Genomic DNA, 15,633 nt, shown 5'->3' with positions numbered 1-15,633 from the left:
CCAGCGCACATCGACTGAAGGGACACCATGACGAACGTCGTCCTCGTACTCGCCGACGATCTCGGCTACTCCGATCTCGGCTGCTACGGCGGGGAGATCCGCACCCCGAACCTCGACGCCATCGGCCGCTCGGGCGTGCGGTTCAGCAACTTCTACAACACAGCGCGGTGCAGCCCGTCCCGGGCGTCGTTGCTCACCGGGCTGCACCCACACCAGACCGGGATCGGCGTCCTGACCAGCAACGATACGCCCCGGGGGTATCTCGGCAGCCTCAACGACCGGTGTGCGACCACCGCCGAGATACTCGGTGCCGCCGGCTACGCGACCGGCATGTCAGGCAAGTGGCACCTGTCCTCCGAGGTGCACACACCGTGCGCGGCATGGCCGACTCGGCGCGGGTTCGACCACTTCTTCGGCACCCTCACCGGCTGCGGCAGCTACTACGCCCCGGGCACCCTCACCCGCGGGGAGCGCGACGCAAGCGCCGAGTTCGACACCCCTGGGTTCTTCTACACCGACGCGATCACCACCGACGCCGTGGAATTCGTGCACCGATCCGCGTCGCAACCACACCCGTTCTTCCTCTACGTGGCCTACACAGCGCCGCACTGGCCGCTACACGCCCCGGAAGCCGACATCGACAGCTACCAGGGCACCTACGACGACGGCTGGGACGCGCTCCGGAAGGCCCGGCTGGGGCGGCTGGTCCGGGAAGGCATCCTGCCCGAAGACACCGAGCTGACCGATCGGGACCCGACCCAGCCGCCGTGGTCGGCGGTCACCGATCAACGCTGGGAAGCCCGTCGGATGCAGACCTATGCCGCGATGGTCGAGCGGATGGACCGCGGGATCGGTCGGCTGCGGGCAGCACTGGAAGAAACCGGCCAGTGGGAGAACACGCTGTTCGTGTTCCTCTCCGACAACGGCGCCTCGGCCGAGGACATCGGAGACGAGCACTACCAGAGCCTTCGCAACCGACCGGAGAACTTCCCGGGCACGACCCGGTCCGGAGAGCAGGTGTTCCTGGGCAACCACCCGGAAAGCGACCCCGGCCCGGAAGACACCTACGCCAGTTACGGCACCGCGTGGGCGAACCTGTCCAACACGCCGTTCCGTCGTTACAAACGATGGACGCACGAGGGCGGCATCGCTGCACCGTGCATTGTGCACTGGCCACACGGCGGACTCGCCGCCGGCACCGTCCAACACGCTCCGTTCCAACTCGTGGATGTCCTGCCGACCGTGCTCGAGGCCGCCGGCGTGGACTACCCGCAGCGCCGACAGCAGGTCGAACTCCCACCACTGCAAGGGGTGAGCATGCTGCCTGCGCTGCGCGGCGCGGAGAGCGAGCCGCACACCCTGTTCTGGGAACACACCGGAAACACCGCGGTCCGCGACGGTCAATGGAAGCTGGTACGAGAACACTCCCAGCCGTGGGAGCTCTACGACGTGCACACCGACCGCAGCGAACTGCACGACCTGGCGGCCGAGCGCCCGGATCTGGTATCGAAGCTAGAGATCCAGTGGGAAGAGTGGGCAAGCCGAGTCGGAGTACTTCCCTGGGATGACGTGATCGCGCTCTACCGTGAACGGGGTCAGACGTCCCAGCACGCCAACGGTTGAGGCAGCGGCAGTAGCGGCGAGGAAGAGAAATAAAGGCGTTTCCCAATGATCTTGGAGCGATTCCCGTGCAAGGCACGCCGTCTCGACGCTGCTGTTCGTTGAGGACGGTGGCGGTGGGCGGCACCGCCGTGCAGGAGGACGAGGGGCGGGGCTGTGTAGCGGCTTGCCCCGCCGACCAATCAGGGCATAAGGGGGGAGTTTGCCGACGATCTTGTCGATCCGGCTGCGTGGCCCCAGAGCCGACCGAGCGAAAACGCGTGAGCGCTGAGAGTGCCAGCCGGGTTGGTATGCGAAGTTCAGTACGCGGCCGCAGCGTGGTTCACCACGCACCGACCCATACCCAACGCCACAGCCATGGAGGGCTCGCCCGCATCCCGCGTCTCCACACGCGCCGCCTCTCACAACTGCTGCTCCCCTTGCCCCCGCAAAATCGAATAGCCCGCACCACCCTCATTCCGGATTTCCGTAAGTCGCTTCGAACCCCACTCCATGCTCTTCCCGAACTTCTTCCCCAACGACGCACCCGTGTAGGGCTCGCCCGCGTCGCGAGCACGACGCGCCTCCACCCGCGCCGCCTCCCGCTCCCGCTCCCACGCCCACTCCCGCTCCGTTGCCCGCATCGCCCGCCCGACCCCGCCGACCTCATCCCTGATCTCCGCAAGCCGGGCCTTACCCCACGAACGGCTCTTCCCGAACTTCGCCCCCAACACCGCACCCGTGTAGAGCTCGCCCGCATCCCGCGCTCGACGCGCCTCCAAACGCCCCGCCTCCCGCAACCGCTCCTGCTCCCGCTCCTGCAAGTCCGACCGCGTCGCACCGCCCTCATCTTTGATCTCCGCAAGCCGCTGCTGCCCCCATCCCTTGCCCTTCCCGAACCTCTTCCCCAACGCCGCACCGCTGTAATCCTCACCCGCATCCCGAGCACGACGCGCCTCCACCCGCGCCGCCTCCCGCAACAGCTCCGCGCTCTCCAGCCCCTCGGCCGCGTCCACCGCTTCCGGCACCGAACCCACCGCCACGCCACCGGGCCCCACCGACAACTCCGCACCACCCTCAGCCGTCGAACCCATCCCGCCGGCAACAAAACCAGCCACACCCACAGGGAAACCAAGCAAATCCGATCCCACCCCCGCGACATCACCCCACGACCAGCCCGCCACATCCATCGAATCCAACGCTGATTCAACGGCGGGATCAAACTCCCACGACACCCGATCACCCGCCGGGTCCGCGGCCGTACCAACAACCTGACCGCCGCCCGCGAACTCCTCCAACACCGACTGCGGATCCGAACCCTGGTCCGGCACCTGCTCGCCAAATTCCGGCAAATGTGGGAAACCCTGCGCGCCCGAGGGCGTGCGCGCCGCACCCTCATCCACCGAATCATCCCCGCGACGCCGCTTACGGCCGCTAATCTCACCAACCGAGCCTGCCCCCGACACCAAAATCGGCCACATCGGTGGCACACCCCAACACCCCCGCATCATTCGAAACCGCTCCCAGCACACCACTCCTCGGCTCAAGATCTGCCACATCACGCCACGGACTCCCAACACCCGGCACATCCAACGCAGACTTCAAGGCCGGATCAATGGCCCACGACGCCAAGCCATCCGCCGACTCGGCAGAAGCAAAAGCCTCCGAGACCGGAACCCCTTCCCGGGGATCCGGCCCTGCCAGAAACCGGTGCGCCGCCCCGGTACTCACCTGTGCCGTCCACGCCAGACGATGGGACATCGGCGCGGACACCGCCAATCACCGCGTTGTAGGCGGGCGGCGGCATACCCGCGCGGGAATCCGCATCCCTGACCCCACTACCGGATCCCGGTTAATCGCTGTGCACGACGCCGCCGACCTGAGGCGCGCCGTACGGTGGCGGCGGCGTGCCCGGTCTGTCCTGCGCCGACTCCACCGTTGCCTCGCCCTCATGCCACGCCGGCGGCACTGATTTCGTCCGCGTCTCACGCGCGCCGATCATGACGTCCTGCCCCGCCGCGGCACCGGTATCCACGCCCCTCGGGACGCCGCTGGACGTGGCCGCCCCACCAGCATGCGTAGCCACGCTGGTATCCGGTACCCAGGGCCCCTGAACCGGGCTGACCGGCGGCGTATCCGAGAACGAAGACAGCCCAGCGGCCGTTTCCTTCGCCACCTCGCCGTTTTCGCCTTGCGGTGCACCGGACACGCCACCCCGTGGTTCTTTTGCAGTGTCGGCGCCAGCAGGCAGGAAAACCGACATCAGCGCAGCACCCCAAGCCACCGATGCCGGACCCGGGTTCGCGCCAGCGTGCACCGGTTCGGAACCGGGCACCGACACATCGGAGTCCACACCGGACACCTCACTCAGGAAATCAGACTTTTCGCCTGTCTGTGAATCGGAACCGGTCTTCAACTCCCCGGACGTGTCGATGCCGGCGTTGCCGAAGCCCTTCTCCCCGCCGACGGCATCCCGGGCCCGGCCCGCTGGGGTCAGCTCGCCCCGCACCGCCAGCCCCGCCAGATTCCCCAGACCCGGACCCACCGCCTCCGACATCCCGGCAGTGAACGAGAACGGATTCCACTGCGCACCCTGACCACTGATCGCCGCATATCCCGCCTCGCCCAACATTTCGGTCAGGCCCTCCTCCAGAGACTCCCCCAGCCCGTGACCGAACCGGGCCGCCCACATCGCCCGCACCGACGTCCCCGTGTAATCGTCCAGGCTCTTGGCCACCACGTCGGCAAAGCGCGCAATCGACGACACCGGATAAAGCTCCGCATGCTTGACCACCGCCTGCGCGGCCGCCACTGTCAGCACCGCCGCATCGATCTCATCGCCCAAGCCCCGCACCAGCACCTTGGTGACCGCATTCCCCACCACATTGCCTAACCCCGAGAGCGGCACCGCCAACAACCCGCTGAACGAGCCCACCCCCACCGCCATCTGCGTCAGCTGGCCATCCCACTGTTTGCGGGTCCCCAACGCGAACTGCAAACCCTGTGCACCACCGTCAATGCCGATAGTATGAGCCAGTCATACCGCTGGTTGAACCACGCACCCACGCCCGCGAAACGGGCTCGCGCGTTCAGCACTAAAACGCAACAAAAAGGGCTCTTCTGACCGATCTGGGGCGAGCGGGCAATTCGAAACTCATGGGCCCTCGATGCCCGTCGGCGTCGCGTGACACGACCTCAGCACGCGGGCGGCGCCTGAGCCCTGTGATGCTGGCCACCTCGGGTTCACCAGTCCGGTGGTAGTTGCCCGATTTCGAATCGCGCACGATCGTTTGAGTTCGGTCGCTGTCGACGAGAAGGGCATGGCCGTGGCGCACGCCTATTACTGCGCGAAATGCAAGAACGAGCAGACCGATCCGCACGCCGCCGAGCGCCTGGCGGACGCGTTGGGGTTGTCGCTGTGGAAGCCCAAGGACGAGGTCACCTTCGACTTCCCGAACGGGGCGTTGGCGTGCCAGCAGGCCATCGATGAGGCCGAGGTGGTGATCTGCCAACCACCGGTGGGCAATGACTGCTCATGGGAGCTCGGCTATGCCATCGGCACCGGCAAACGTGTGTATGCTCTCGGCCCGCTCCCGGGCGATGACTGGATGACCAAGATTGGCGTGCGTTATGTCGACCCGGTCTCACTGCAGGGACCGGACGGCGCGTCCGACATGGTCCAGGCATAGCGACAGCCATGACCGTGACGAATGACGGACCGTTGCGAGTAGCCGCGATCGACTGCGGCACGAACTCGATCCGGCTGCTCGTCGCCGACCTCACCGCCGACCGGTTGGCACCAGTGGCGCAGCGCTTCGAGGTCGTGCGGCTTGGGCAGGGCCTGGATCACTCGGGAATGCTGACCACCACCGCGCGCGCTCGCGCCCGCCGGGTGCTGTCCGACTACGCGACTGTCTGCACGGAGCTGGGGGCAGTCCGCAGGCGGATGTGCATGACCTGGGTGCTGCGCAATGCCCGCAATGGCGGCGATTTCCTCGCCGAGGTCGCCGACCTCCTCGGCACGCGACCCGAGATCATCGATGGTGCCGAGGAAGCCCGGCTGGCGTTCCTTGGTGCGGTGCGGGACCTGCCCCCCGCGCCGCACCTGGTCGCCGACATCGGCGGCGGCTCCACCCAACTCGCCCTCGGCACCACCACCCCGCAGGCCAGCGTGTCGGTGGAACTGGGCTGCGTGCGTATCGCCGAACGCTACCTGCACCAGGATCCGCCCACCGCCGACCAGATCGCCACGGCGAGCAAAGCCATCGCTGATCTCGTCGACGACGCGCTGGCCGCGTTGCCGGACACCGAGGGCGCGAGCCTAGTCGGGCTCTCCGAAGCAGTCACGACCACCGCCGCGGTTGCCCTGCGCCGTGCGCCCCACCGCACCCTGGTCGCCTACCGCGATATCGCCCGTGCCACCGACTGGCTGACCCATTCCACGGCCGCGCAACGACGCGCACACTCCGGGATCCATCCGCGCATGGTCGACGTCGCCGCCGCCAGCGCACTGGCCGTGCGCGCCGTCCTGGAACGCACGGGCAAGGACGCCCTTCTGGTCAGCGACCACGACATCCTGCATGGCATCGCCTGGTCCCTCGCCTCCGGCGACCACCACCCGCCACTTATTGAGGGGTAGGGCAGCGCGGCATGCCGCATACGCTGCTGGCCAGGCGGGAGCCGTCGCACACGTCGGCGCGCACGAACTCGGCGCGGCCGCCTATGCGATCAAGGCCGCACGTGCTGCTGCTGCGCCGGACGGCGACAGCGATGCCGCAGGGCGACTCGAGTGCCGATGGCAGCGTGACCAACTCCCGGCGGCGATTCGCGAGCTCGTGCTCGACGACCAGCGGTTGCGGAACGACATCTGCTGGTCGGTGTTCGACTGCTGAGCGGGCGTGGGGCTGCGAGCCCGCCCCAAAGCGGAGTTCAGCTTCCCAGACCAGCCAATAGGAGATCAATAGGAGATGGAGTCATGACGACCCAGACGGCCGCGACTCCCACCGTGGCCAGGCAGGCCGACGTGCCGGCAAGCGGTCGCGCAGCTAGCGTCGTGATGGGGAGAACCTGCTCCGCCGCCGCAAGAAAGCCTTCTTCGACCGCGAACCGGCCCCCAGTATCTCCACCATCGGGGAACGCCTCGCCGAACTCCTGCGCGCCTGATAGCGATTTCTCAGGAAAACCAGCGGGTCAGGCGGGCGAGGACGTCGAGCAGGTCCGGCCGATACGCGATGAGATCGACCCCCGCGTCACCGCGCTGCTGGCCGAACTGGCGCCTCACGCCGTTGGAGCGTGATCACCAGCAGTACGAAGGAGATCGTGAACAGCGCGAACCCGACGGCGTGACCGAGTTCCCACCGGTCACGCAGCGCCATCCAGTCCGATGGCACGGAGCCGCCGCTGCCCACCGGCAGCCGTAGGTTGACTGGGTAGACGATGGTCAGGAAGCTGGCCAACGCGATCACCTGCGCACCGGCGGCGACGGCGATCGGCCAGCGACGCGTCAGCACCGCGAGCACGACGGTCACCACCACCGCAAGGACGTAGAGCACGCCGCCGAGATTGCCAAACCACACGTACAGCGACTCCTGGAGCTGCACGTACAGCGGACCCGGATACTGCTGCTTTTGCGGCCATTCCAGGACGTGCGCGAACTCCAGCCCCATGGTCAACGCGGTCAGCAGCAGCGCCGCGAACGTCACGCCCCGCCGCATCCGTACCTCCTCTCGACGCCATCGCTCGACCGTCGCACCGACCGCTCATCCCCGCATCCGGAAATATCCCTGGATTCAGCGGCCGAACTCCGTATCGACGATGAACGGAGGTCGGGATGCTCGATCGTCAACTCGCAGAATGCTGCTGGAGCAGCACTACCGCCCGGCGGCATGGGACCAGGTGGGCGATATGACCGAGTCGTTACTTCCCGTCCATCTCGCCTGCCAATTCCGTGGCCCGAGGCCGAGCTTTGACAGCTCTGGAGTGGCGCGTGTTTGGCCCGTGCGGCGAATCGGTGTCGGAGCAAGGGTTCACCCAGTGGTTACCCGGACGTTGATCGCCGACCATCGGGCACCTGCCCGGGCAGACGAGTGTGAAGCCGTACCGGCGCCCGTCTGGGGGCCGGTCTCTGCCTAAGCACAGCGAGGGAGAGGTAATGGCAAGCACACGCGGCGCTCGCAGATGGCGACGCCTGGTCGGTGTGGCGGCGCTGACCGCGATCGTCGTCGGGAGCGGTGTGGTGGCAACACCGGTCACCGCTGGAGCGGACGAGTCGCACTTCCAGCCGCCGAAAATCGGTCACGTGTGGACGATCGTCCTGGAGAACAAGTCCTACGAGTCGACGTTCACCGGGTTGAACCAGAACGACTACCTGTGGAAGACCCTGCCCAGTTACGGCGAACTGCTGCGCCAGTACTACGGCACCGGGCACTACAGCCTGGACAACTACATCAGCCTGGTCTCCGGTCAGGCGCCGGCCCCGGACAACCAGAACGACTGCCCGCAGTACAAAGACGTGCAGCCCGGCTCCCCGGCTCCCGATGGCCAGGTCTACGCCTCCTCCGGCTGCGTGTACCCGAAGTCGACGCAGACGCTGTTCAACCAGCTCGACAACAAGCACGTGCCGTGGAAGGTGTATGCCCAGGACATGGGTAACACCCCGACCCGGGAAAACGCCTACCAGTGCGGCATTCCCGGCAGCCCGGCCGGCGACGGCGTGCCCGACCCGGGCGGCGCGACCCCGGCTGACCAGTACGTGCCCAAGCACAACCCGGTGCCGTGGTTCCACTCGCTGACCGACAACCCGGCCGACTGTGCCAACGTGGTGCCGCTCAACGGCTTGGCCGCCACCGCGGGGCACCCGGCGGCGAGCAGCCTGGAGCAGGACCTCAAGAACGAGGCGACCACGCCGCAGTTCTCCTGGATCTCCCCGAACAACTGCTCGGACGCGCACGACGCGACCTGCAAGGGCGACAACCTCTCCGGTGACCCGAACAACCACCAGGGCGGCCTGTACGCCTCGGACATCTTCCTGGAGAAGTACATCCCGATGATCATGGCCTCGCCCGCGTTCCAGCACGACGGCATGATCCAGGTCGTCTTCGACGAGGCGTTCCCGCCGTACAAGATGTACGGCAACTCCATCGCCGACTACTCCGGCAACAGCGACCAGAAGCTCAACGTGCCCACCGACACGGCGCAGTCCATTGTGGCCTGTTGCAACGAGTTGCCCGGCCCGAACACCACTCAGCCCGGTGACCAGGCGTTCGGCCAGGACACCACCCCTGGCGGCGGCATCACCGGCGCGGTGTTCATCTCCCGGTTCATCCGGCCCGGCTCGATCTCCGATCAGCCATACAACCACTACTCGTGGTTGCGCAGCATGGAGGACCTTTTCGGCACTAACCAAGGTGGCACCGACGGCCACGGCCACCTCGGCTACGCCGCGGCCGACGGGCTGCGCCCGTTCGGACCGGACGTCTACAACAACCCCTCCGGGCAGGCGCTGCGCCCGGCCGCGTCCGGGGCGGCGGTGTATCCGGCTACGGCCAGCATCAACGAGCCGGTACGCCCGAAGGTCACCGCGCCCGCGGTGCCCGTGAACTGAACGCAACCCTGTCGAATCACTACCGCTGAGGACACTTCATCACGTGAGTCCTTCACCCCGTGCGAGGTCGTGCTGGGCCGGTCCGAACCGGCCCAGCACCACCCGCCGACCACTCCCCGCCGCGCTGGCCGGCCTCGGCCTCCTGGCCGCCGTGACAACCGCACTGGCCGGTTGCACCAACGCGCCAGCCGCTGCTCCTGGCCCAACCGACGCCGCCGGCGTGGTCCAGCAACTGGGCCAGGTGCCCATTCCCACCGCCCCGGCCGCCGCGCCGACCCCGACCGCCAGCCCGGGTCACCCGCAACTGCTGGCCATCGGCGCCCCGGTGCGCGTGACCCTGCCCGGCGGGGTCAGCGCCGTGGTTACCGCCTTGGGACCGGACGTCGTCCTGCCCAGCAACACGACGACTCCACCGCAAACGGTGACCGGCACCATCACGATCACCGCCACCAGCGCCACCGGTGCGCTTGCCCTGCACGCGGCGGATTTCAGCTCCCGGGACGAGACCGGGCAGGCCGTGCCGTTGGCGGCCTCCGGCCCGGCATCGGCCACCGCCAGCGGCGGGCAGCCGGCCACGTTGAAGCTGACCGGCACCTTCCGCGCGGGCGCCGCCCAGGTCACCTGGCGCACCGCCGGCACCGTGGTTGCCATCTGGGATTTCAACATCGAGACCGACTGACCGCCAAGCGCGTCCCGTGCCGCACTCCCACCGTGATCGGTGTGATCAGTGCGGGATGGCCAACGCTCGCGAGCACGGATCCGGCCTCGGCGGCGGCCAGCCATGACTGCACATACTCACCACACGAGCCGCCTGCCGGGGTCGCAACCGTCCGCAGTGGACACCGGCGCGGCACCAGCTATCGAGGCTGACATGACTGGTTGCGTAATGGTGCGGTTCGCCGGCGGCGTCGATGCGGATTCCGGTTGTCTTATTGCGGGTTCTGGTTTCGTCCCCGTCCCCATGCGGCGATGATGCCGTCGGCCAACTCTTCCGAGTCGTCGGTACTGCTGTCGAACCACAGGGTTCGGCCATCGACGACCCATATCATCCACTGGGTGTCCACGCCCGCCATTCGCTCGAGCGGGCTTGCTCGGTGTCCTCGTTTGCCCACCTCGTGGATATCTCGCCAGGTGATCACCATCGGCTCGTCGTCGAGATGGACCACTATTCCCCGCGCTCTGGATGACGGCCGCGGTAGTGATCACCCTGCAGTATTTCGCCACGGCCAACCTCATGTTCGCGTTGGGGCCGGTGCTGGCCGGACCCGGGACCGTCTGTCTATGGTCCGGGGTCTCGAAACTGGGACGCACCAACGCCAGCCGGGAGAGGTCCCGGCTCGTTGCAGTCATCCCATTCGGTGTCTCGCGACCCGCGTACCGAGGTCGCAGGAACACGATCGCCCGTCCAACGGGCCCCAGCGGAGGGCACATCGTCTTACTCGATGCGGTCAGGGTCGTTTTCGGAGCGGCTCGGAGGGGGAGTTCCGAGGGCTCAGGTTCTTCAGCGAGTGCCTGGTGAGTTCGATGTGCGGGGCTGCGTCGGTGACAAGTTCGGCAAACCGGTCCCATCCGTTGTCCAGGAATTGCAGGCCCACCGGCGGGGCAACCCGACGTCGAGCCTCCGGGCCCCCGTTCGTGTCCTTTCTCCGCAGATGGCAGGCCAGGCAGTAGACGACGTCGGGTGCGGCCACGTAGGCCATGTTGAGCTGAGCGATGGTGGTGCCGGCGGCGCCGTAGACCTCAAGCGCGACAGCGGGCCTGATTCCGGTTTTCCCGCATCGCGGACACGCGGAGCTCACGTTGCCGCTCGGGCCCAGTTCTTCGGTGTCCTTGGCGGGCATCGTGACCAGGGTCAGGCGGGTGATGTCATCCCAGCGGAACGATCCATTGCGCACGCCCAGGTTGATGCCCCGGTCAGTGATCCGGAACAGGAGGTCGCCCTCGGTGTGCCCGAAACCCCCGATGGCAAGACCGACCACGGAGCAGATCCCGATAACGACGGCGGTGTGCCCGAAGATGGCCCCGAGGCCGGTCTCCAGGCCAACGGCGAAAGCACAGGCGAACAACCACATGCTCAGCTGGTGCTGCCGCCTCCTCGGCCTGCTGAACAGGATGCGCCTGCCGATGCGGGCGCGTCCAAAGCGGGCAGGCTGTGTGTCCGTAGGGGGTCCTTGCCGGACAAAGTCGCGGGGGTCTGGGCCGGTGAGGTCTCCGGACAGTTCGGCTATGCGGGCTTGCATGCGGTCGGCCTCGGCGAGGGCCCGCAGCAGCTTGGTGTTCAGATCCTTGATCTCGTGCTGGTGCAGGTGCTGCTGCTCGCGTAGTTGCTGGAGCTCCGTGTCCTGGTTGACCAATTGCTCACGCAGCCGGTTCACCTCGGCTGCCAGGACGGCGATCTGACCTGCCTGCTGGTCACGGATTGCGCCCAGTTCGGCGACCTGCAAGCGGGCTTGCTCCAACTCGCTGACGTGCCGACGGGCCTGCTCCAGATCGGCTTCGAGCGCGGTGATCCGCCGTTCTCGCTCACGTATTTCAGCCGAGGACACGCCTGGCAGTCCCGGGGGCTCGGGGGCGCGGCGCCGCCGCTGTTTCTCCTGATCCGCGTGCACCCGCGCAGCCTCGTAGAGGGTGTTGATCCTGCGGTTGAGGCCGTCCGAGGCCGTGCCGCTGCGCTCGAGATACATGGTCACGTACGCCTCGACCAGCTGGATACATGGCGGGCTTATCCGGTCACGCGGTGAAAGCTGCTCGGACACGCGCCGCCGCGACACCACGGTTTGTCCGGTGTCCGGATCGACCTCGTGCAGCTTCGGCCCGTCCCCGGGCTCCACTCGCCCTGCGGCTTCGACCTGGGTAAACCACTTGAGCGCGAGCTCACGCAGCTCGGCCAGCAGCTCGACCAGTGGCGGGGTGAAACGCTTGGCGAGCAGCCCTTTGCGGTACCGGGCGACGGCCTCCCGGCCCTGCTGATCACCCACGACTTTTCACCGCCCTACCTCGGGTGTCCGGTCTTGTGCCTTCCCGGACTCTGGACTCTCGCCGCTAATCAAACACCAGTCGCCACCCAGAGCGAGCGACACCTCACCCACAGCGAGGGACATCAAGTGGCAGCAGCGGCTAGCAACCACCACCGCCCCGATGCCTCTCCCGATCCCGCAAGGAGAACCGGATGCCCAGCACCCCGAACCACCCTCGTCACAGGCAGCCAGAACACCACCGGCCCCGGCACTGCTGGCAGGCACTCGACAGGGTGCTGGGCGACCCCCGCCGTTTCCGCCGGCTTGTCGTGCTCCTACTGCTGGTCACCGGCATCGTCACCGAACCCGGCACCCTGCCCCACCTCATCACCGCCCTCGTCCAACGCACCTTGCTCCGCTAGCCCGGTGCCAGGCACCCCGTGCTGGCGCAAGCACCTGATCGCCACAGCGACGGCGAGGCGTTGATGGAAACCCAACGTGCCCGCGGATTGTTACAGCCATTCCGCGACGCCGTCGTGCCCCGAGCAGGTGCCTCGACGGTGTTGGCTGAAGCTGTAGCTGCCGTCCTTGCATCGAGCGGTCGCGCCAGCCGGTGGGGCGGCTCCCTTTACCGGGTCGTGCACACACTTGCCGTCTACGTTGCGGTAATAATCCGCGCCGCATTTGGTAATGCCAGCTGTCGCTCGCGTAGGGGCAGCTTGGGTGGGTTTGACCGGAGCATGGGTTGTTACTGGCGCAGCCGGGGCCGACTCCGTCGAGCTGACCGGTGGGACCGGGCTCTCGGTCGTTGGAGCAGGCGACGCCAAGGCGGAGGAGGCAACTGCCGGGGCACTCACCGCCGGGCTTGGGACGATCCCGGGATTGGCCGGTACTGCCGTCCGATCCTGGCACCCTGCCAGGACAACACAGCTCACGAGGAAAGCCCCTAGGACCGAGAAGACGGTGGATAAGGGGCGACGCGTGGAACGACTGGTGTGGATCGCGCGAGTACGGCCACGAGGTTCGACAGGGTTCATGAACGGGGTACCTTCTTGGCTGTCCGGCGCTCAGAGTGGCCGGGCATGTCGATACATCGCCGCCAGTCACGCTGGGTTAGCCGAATCAGTAACATTCACTCAAATGGACGCGTCGACATGAGGCGGGTTGGGAGTTGTAACGCTGACCAGCAACTTTCTTTGTTCGACGGATGTCCCAAGCAAGGTCGGCTACATTCAAATCGGGGTCACCGCACCGGAGGCACCGAGGGTTTGGTAACCACGAAGATCACCGCCGCAACCGCGAGAAGGTTAACGTCTACTGTGGACAATCTGAGTGCGAATCCGGGTGCAAACTACAGCGAATCAGACCCCTTGAGGTTCTGGCGACTCTCGAAGACGAGATAGCCTGCTCCATCCGCTTCTTCAGGTCATAGGCCAAATCGCCAGATGTCGTCGGTCCGGGATGGGACCGACGACCTGCTGCGCCGCGCGCAAACGATCAATTCGTTCATCTGGCGGTCGTCATGGCCGGGCAGGTTCTGGACATCTTGATTCAGCGACTTTGCCACGAGGCCAGAGGAGTTGGGGCATGGAGGCAGGCGGCCACGCATACAGCGGCGCGCTAGCGGGGGCGTTGACATCGTCGGCAATCGGCGCGATGACTGGGGCTGAACTCGGCGCAGCCGGCACCGCGGTCGGCGCGTTAGTCGGCGCCGGGGCCGCGCTGCTGCCAGACCTGGACGCCGACGGTGCCACCGCCTACCGCTCCGCCGGCCCCATCACCGGCATCGTCGGCCAAGCGTTCCAGGCGCTGGCCCGCGTGGCATACCGCAGAACCCGGCTCCCACACGATTCGCCCGGAGACGGTGCGCACCGTGGCCTAGTGCACACGCCACTGTTCGCCTTCGGCCTCGGGCTGCTCATCGCGCTCGGTGCCCTCATCTCCCCGTGGGTGACCGCTATCGTCCTGGTCCTCGTCCTCGCCCCCGGGATTAGCACGCTGTCCCGATCGGGGCCGCGCTGGGTGCGCCGGAACCTCCACACCCACAAGGACCTGCCGGCGCTGCTCGCCGCTGGTCTCCTCACCGCCGGACTAACCGCCTCGGGGGCAATGAACGGGCTCGGCTGGTATGCGGGCGCCAGCGTCACCGTCGGCATGATCGTGCACTCCGCCGGCGACTCGGCCACCCGCTCAGGTATCCCGTGGTTCTGGCCGCTTCGCCGCCGCTGCGCCAAATGCAAGGCAGGGGCAGCGTGCGCGGGCTCGCGGTGGCGCCGCAGCCACCTGCTTCCGGAGATGCTGCGTTGGCGAGTCGGCTCAAAGTCGGGCAAGCAGATCGAGCGCGTGATCGAGGTCGTGTGCCTGCTGCTGGTGGTGGTGTGGCTACTGCTGCCAGACCTGGCTGCACTCATAAATGCCTCATGAGCGCGCTGAGCTCTTATGCTGTCAAATTCCGGATTTGCTCAAGTAGTTCCTCGTCGGTGTGGGCGGCACGGCTGGATTCGTTCGCGAGGATCCCGAAAATGGGGTCCCATTCGGTAATGGTGAGTCCGGAGACCTGACCGTGTTGCATGTAGGGATCGGTGTCCACGATGGCCCGCACGGTCTCCTCGTTCGGTCCGGCGAAGACCAGCAGTGCCGAGCGCACGTCGCCGCCCTGGGTGGGGCCTGATGCCCGAAGTGTTCCGGCCTCGATTTGCTCGAGGATCCAGTGGAGGTGGGCGTCGAGATGACGGACCCAGCCGTCCGGGTCCGGGTGTACATACGTGACCACGAAATGCGGCATGGGGTTTCCTTTCCAGGTTCTCTCCGCTGGGACCGCGGCCCCGCCGCGGTAAGTCGGCCAGGTCAGTGCAGTGGGGAGATCGCGGTGGGCAGGGCGATGGTCGATGTCGCGCGCTGAATGTTCTCCGGCCCGTTGCGCGGCGGCCAGATGCCGCGATCATAGGATTCTTTCCGGATCGCAGCTCGGGCGTTGAGGTCGGGAAACGGCCAGATGTGGGTGATACGGGGCGCGCCGTCCAGGCCGTACATTGCCACGGTCAGCGGATACATCGCGGTGCGCTCCGGCACGGCCTCCTGCCATCCGGCAATGGTCGGCGCCAAGCCGCCGATGGCGAGCTGGTAGGTCCGGAACTCGTACACGCTTCCGTACTGTCCGGGGGTGACGTCCGGGAGGAACGGGAACGGTTCGTAGGTTTCGAGCTGTATTCCGGTCAGATGCTCTCCGATGCCGAACGGGTCGGAGCTGCCCAGCACTCGTCGGCGTTCCTCGGCCAGCTCCTCGGCGGAGTCAAAACCACGGAGCACCAGCAGACGGGTCACGATCTCCCCGATTTCGGTCTCCCAGCAGCCGAGCAGCCTTCCGGGCGTGCCGGGCTTCGTGGTGTAGGTCTCGATACCGGGCAACGCTTTCGATACGGACCACAGACGCAGCGACAGTGTCGCCAGTTCGTACAGCATGACTGTTCCTCG

Annotated in this window: 16 protein-coding genes; 8 read left to right on the top strand and 8 right to left on the bottom strand. The window is 67.0% G+C overall.

The window, feature by feature from the left end; genetic code table 11:
* Positions 1 to 27 precede the first annotated feature (27 nt).
* Positions 28 to 1,623, top strand: a complete 1,596-nt coding sequence (locus tag BJ970_RS19900) for an arylsulfatase (RefSeq protein WP_184727638.1) — start codon at positions 28 to 30, stop codon at positions 1,621 to 1,623.
* A 398-nt stretch (positions 1,624 to 2,021) separates the two neighbouring features.
* Here the strand turns inward: BJ970_RS19900 and BJ970_RS19895 are convergent, their stop codons facing one another.
* Positions 2,022 to 3,002, bottom strand: coding sequence for a hypothetical protein (locus BJ970_RS19895; RefSeq protein WP_184727637.1), 981 nt, complete (start codon positions 3,000 to 3,002; stop codon positions 2,022 to 2,024).
* Positions 3,003 to 3,451: 449 nt separating this feature from the next.
* Positions 3,452 to 4,597 (bottom strand): hypothetical protein, encoded by a 1,146-nt coding sequence (locus BJ970_RS19890; RefSeq protein WP_184727636.1) that lies wholly within the window; start codon positions 4,595 to 4,597, stop codon positions 3,452 to 3,454.
* A gap of 322 nt (positions 4,598 to 4,919) precedes the next feature.
* Between BJ970_RS19890 and BJ970_RS19885 the strand changes: the two genes are divergently transcribed.
* Genes BJ970_RS19885 through BJ970_RS19875 form a run of 3 tightly spaced genes read left to right on the top strand, consistent with a single transcriptional unit; the run spans position 4,920 to position 6,491 of the window.
* A complete protein-coding gene (locus tag BJ970_RS19885) occupies positions 4,920 to 5,288 on the top strand; it encodes a hypothetical protein (protein ID WP_184727635.1) in 369 nt (122 codons plus the stop codon).
* A gap of 8 nt (positions 5,289 to 5,296) precedes the next feature.
* Complete coding sequence (locus BJ970_RS19880; RefSeq protein WP_184727634.1) at positions 5,297 to 6,238, top strand: Ppx/GppA phosphatase family protein; 942 nt, start codon at positions 5,297 to 5,299, stop codon at positions 6,236 to 6,238.
* Entirely contained in the window at positions 6,228 to 6,491 is a 264-nt protein-coding gene (locus BJ970_RS19875; RefSeq protein WP_246470922.1) for a putative immunity protein, read from the top strand. The genes BJ970_RS19880 and BJ970_RS19875 overlap by 11 nt, the downstream gene beginning before the upstream one ends.
* A 357-nt stretch (positions 6,492 to 6,848) precedes the next feature.
* Here the strand turns inward: BJ970_RS19875 and BJ970_RS19870 are convergent, their stop codons facing one another.
* Positions 6,849 to 7,313 carry a DUF1772 domain-containing protein gene (locus BJ970_RS19870; protein WP_184727633.1) on the bottom strand — a complete coding sequence of 155 codons (465 nt, stop codon included), beginning with the start codon at positions 7,311 to 7,313 and terminating at the stop codon, positions 6,849 to 6,851.
* 437 nt (positions 7,314 to 7,750) lie between these two features.
* Between BJ970_RS19870 and BJ970_RS19865 the strand changes: the two genes are divergently transcribed.
* On the top strand, positions 7,751 to 9,202 hold the full coding sequence (locus BJ970_RS19865) for an alkaline phosphatase family protein (RefSeq protein WP_184727632.1): 1,452 nt from the start codon (positions 7,751 to 7,753) through the stop codon (positions 9,200 to 9,202).
* Between the two features lie 43 nt (positions 9,203 to 9,245).
* Positions 9,246 to 9,881 (top strand): hypothetical protein, encoded by a 636-nt coding sequence (locus tag BJ970_RS19860; RefSeq protein WP_184727631.1) that lies wholly within the window; start codon positions 9,246 to 9,248, stop codon positions 9,879 to 9,881.
* A 250-nt stretch (positions 9,882 to 10,131) separates the two neighbouring features.
* On the opposite strand, the gene BJ970_RS19855 is transcribed toward BJ970_RS19860, so the two are convergent.
* Both BJ970_RS19855 and BJ970_RS19850 read right to left on the bottom strand, forming a co-directional pair.
* Positions 10,132 to 10,344, bottom strand: a complete 213-nt coding sequence (locus BJ970_RS19855; protein ID WP_184727630.1) for a hypothetical protein — start codon at positions 10,342 to 10,344, stop codon at positions 10,132 to 10,134.
* Positions 10,345 to 10,650: 306 nt separating this feature from the next.
* Positions 10,651 to 12,180, bottom strand: a complete 1,530-nt coding sequence (locus tag BJ970_RS19850; RefSeq protein WP_184727629.1) for a hypothetical protein — start codon at positions 12,178 to 12,180, stop codon at positions 10,651 to 10,653.
* 191 nt (positions 12,181 to 12,371) lie between these two features.
* Between BJ970_RS19850 and BJ970_RS19845 the strand changes: the two genes are divergently transcribed.
* Positions 12,372 to 12,581 (top strand): hypothetical protein, encoded by a 210-nt coding sequence (locus BJ970_RS19845; RefSeq protein WP_184727628.1) that lies wholly within the window; start codon positions 12,372 to 12,374, stop codon positions 12,579 to 12,581.
* A gap of 90 nt (positions 12,582 to 12,671) precedes the next feature.
* Here BJ970_RS19845 and BJ970_RS19840 read toward each other — a convergent pair whose 3' ends face one another.
* Positions 12,672 to 13,196: a DUF3761 domain-containing protein gene (locus BJ970_RS19840; RefSeq protein ID WP_184727627.1), complete on the bottom strand. Its 525-nt coding sequence runs from the start codon at positions 13,194 to 13,196 to the stop codon at positions 12,672 to 12,674.
* 550 nt (positions 13,197 to 13,746) lie between these two features.
* Here BJ970_RS19840 and BJ970_RS19835 point away from each other — a divergent pair.
* Positions 13,747 to 14,583, top strand: coding sequence for a metal-dependent hydrolase (locus BJ970_RS19835; protein ID WP_184727626.1), 837 nt, complete (start codon positions 13,747 to 13,749; stop codon positions 14,581 to 14,583).
* A 13-nt stretch (positions 14,584 to 14,596) separates the two neighbouring features.
* Here the strand turns inward: BJ970_RS19835 and BJ970_RS19830 are convergent, their stop codons facing one another.
* Both BJ970_RS19830 and BJ970_RS19825 read right to left on the bottom strand, forming a co-directional pair.
* Positions 14,597 to 14,944: a YciI family protein gene (locus BJ970_RS19830; protein ID WP_184727625.1), complete on the bottom strand. Its 348-nt coding sequence runs from the start codon at positions 14,942 to 14,944 to the stop codon at positions 14,597 to 14,599.
* A gap of 62 nt (positions 14,945 to 15,006) precedes the next feature.
* Positions 15,007 to 15,621 carry an NIPSNAP family protein gene (locus BJ970_RS19825; RefSeq protein ID WP_184727624.1) on the bottom strand — a complete coding sequence of 205 codons (615 nt, stop codon included), beginning with the start codon at positions 15,619 to 15,621 and terminating at the stop codon, positions 15,007 to 15,009.
* Between the last annotated feature and the right edge of the window lie 12 nt (positions 15,622 to 15,633).

The organism is Saccharopolyspora phatthalungensis (assembly GCF_014203395.1).
Lineage (GTDB): Bacteria > Actinomycetota > Actinomycetes > Mycobacteriales > Pseudonocardiaceae > Saccharopolyspora > Saccharopolyspora phatthalungensis.
The sequence above is the reverse complement of the archived record's forward strand: the minus strand, read 5'-3'. Positions and strand labels throughout refer to the sequence as shown.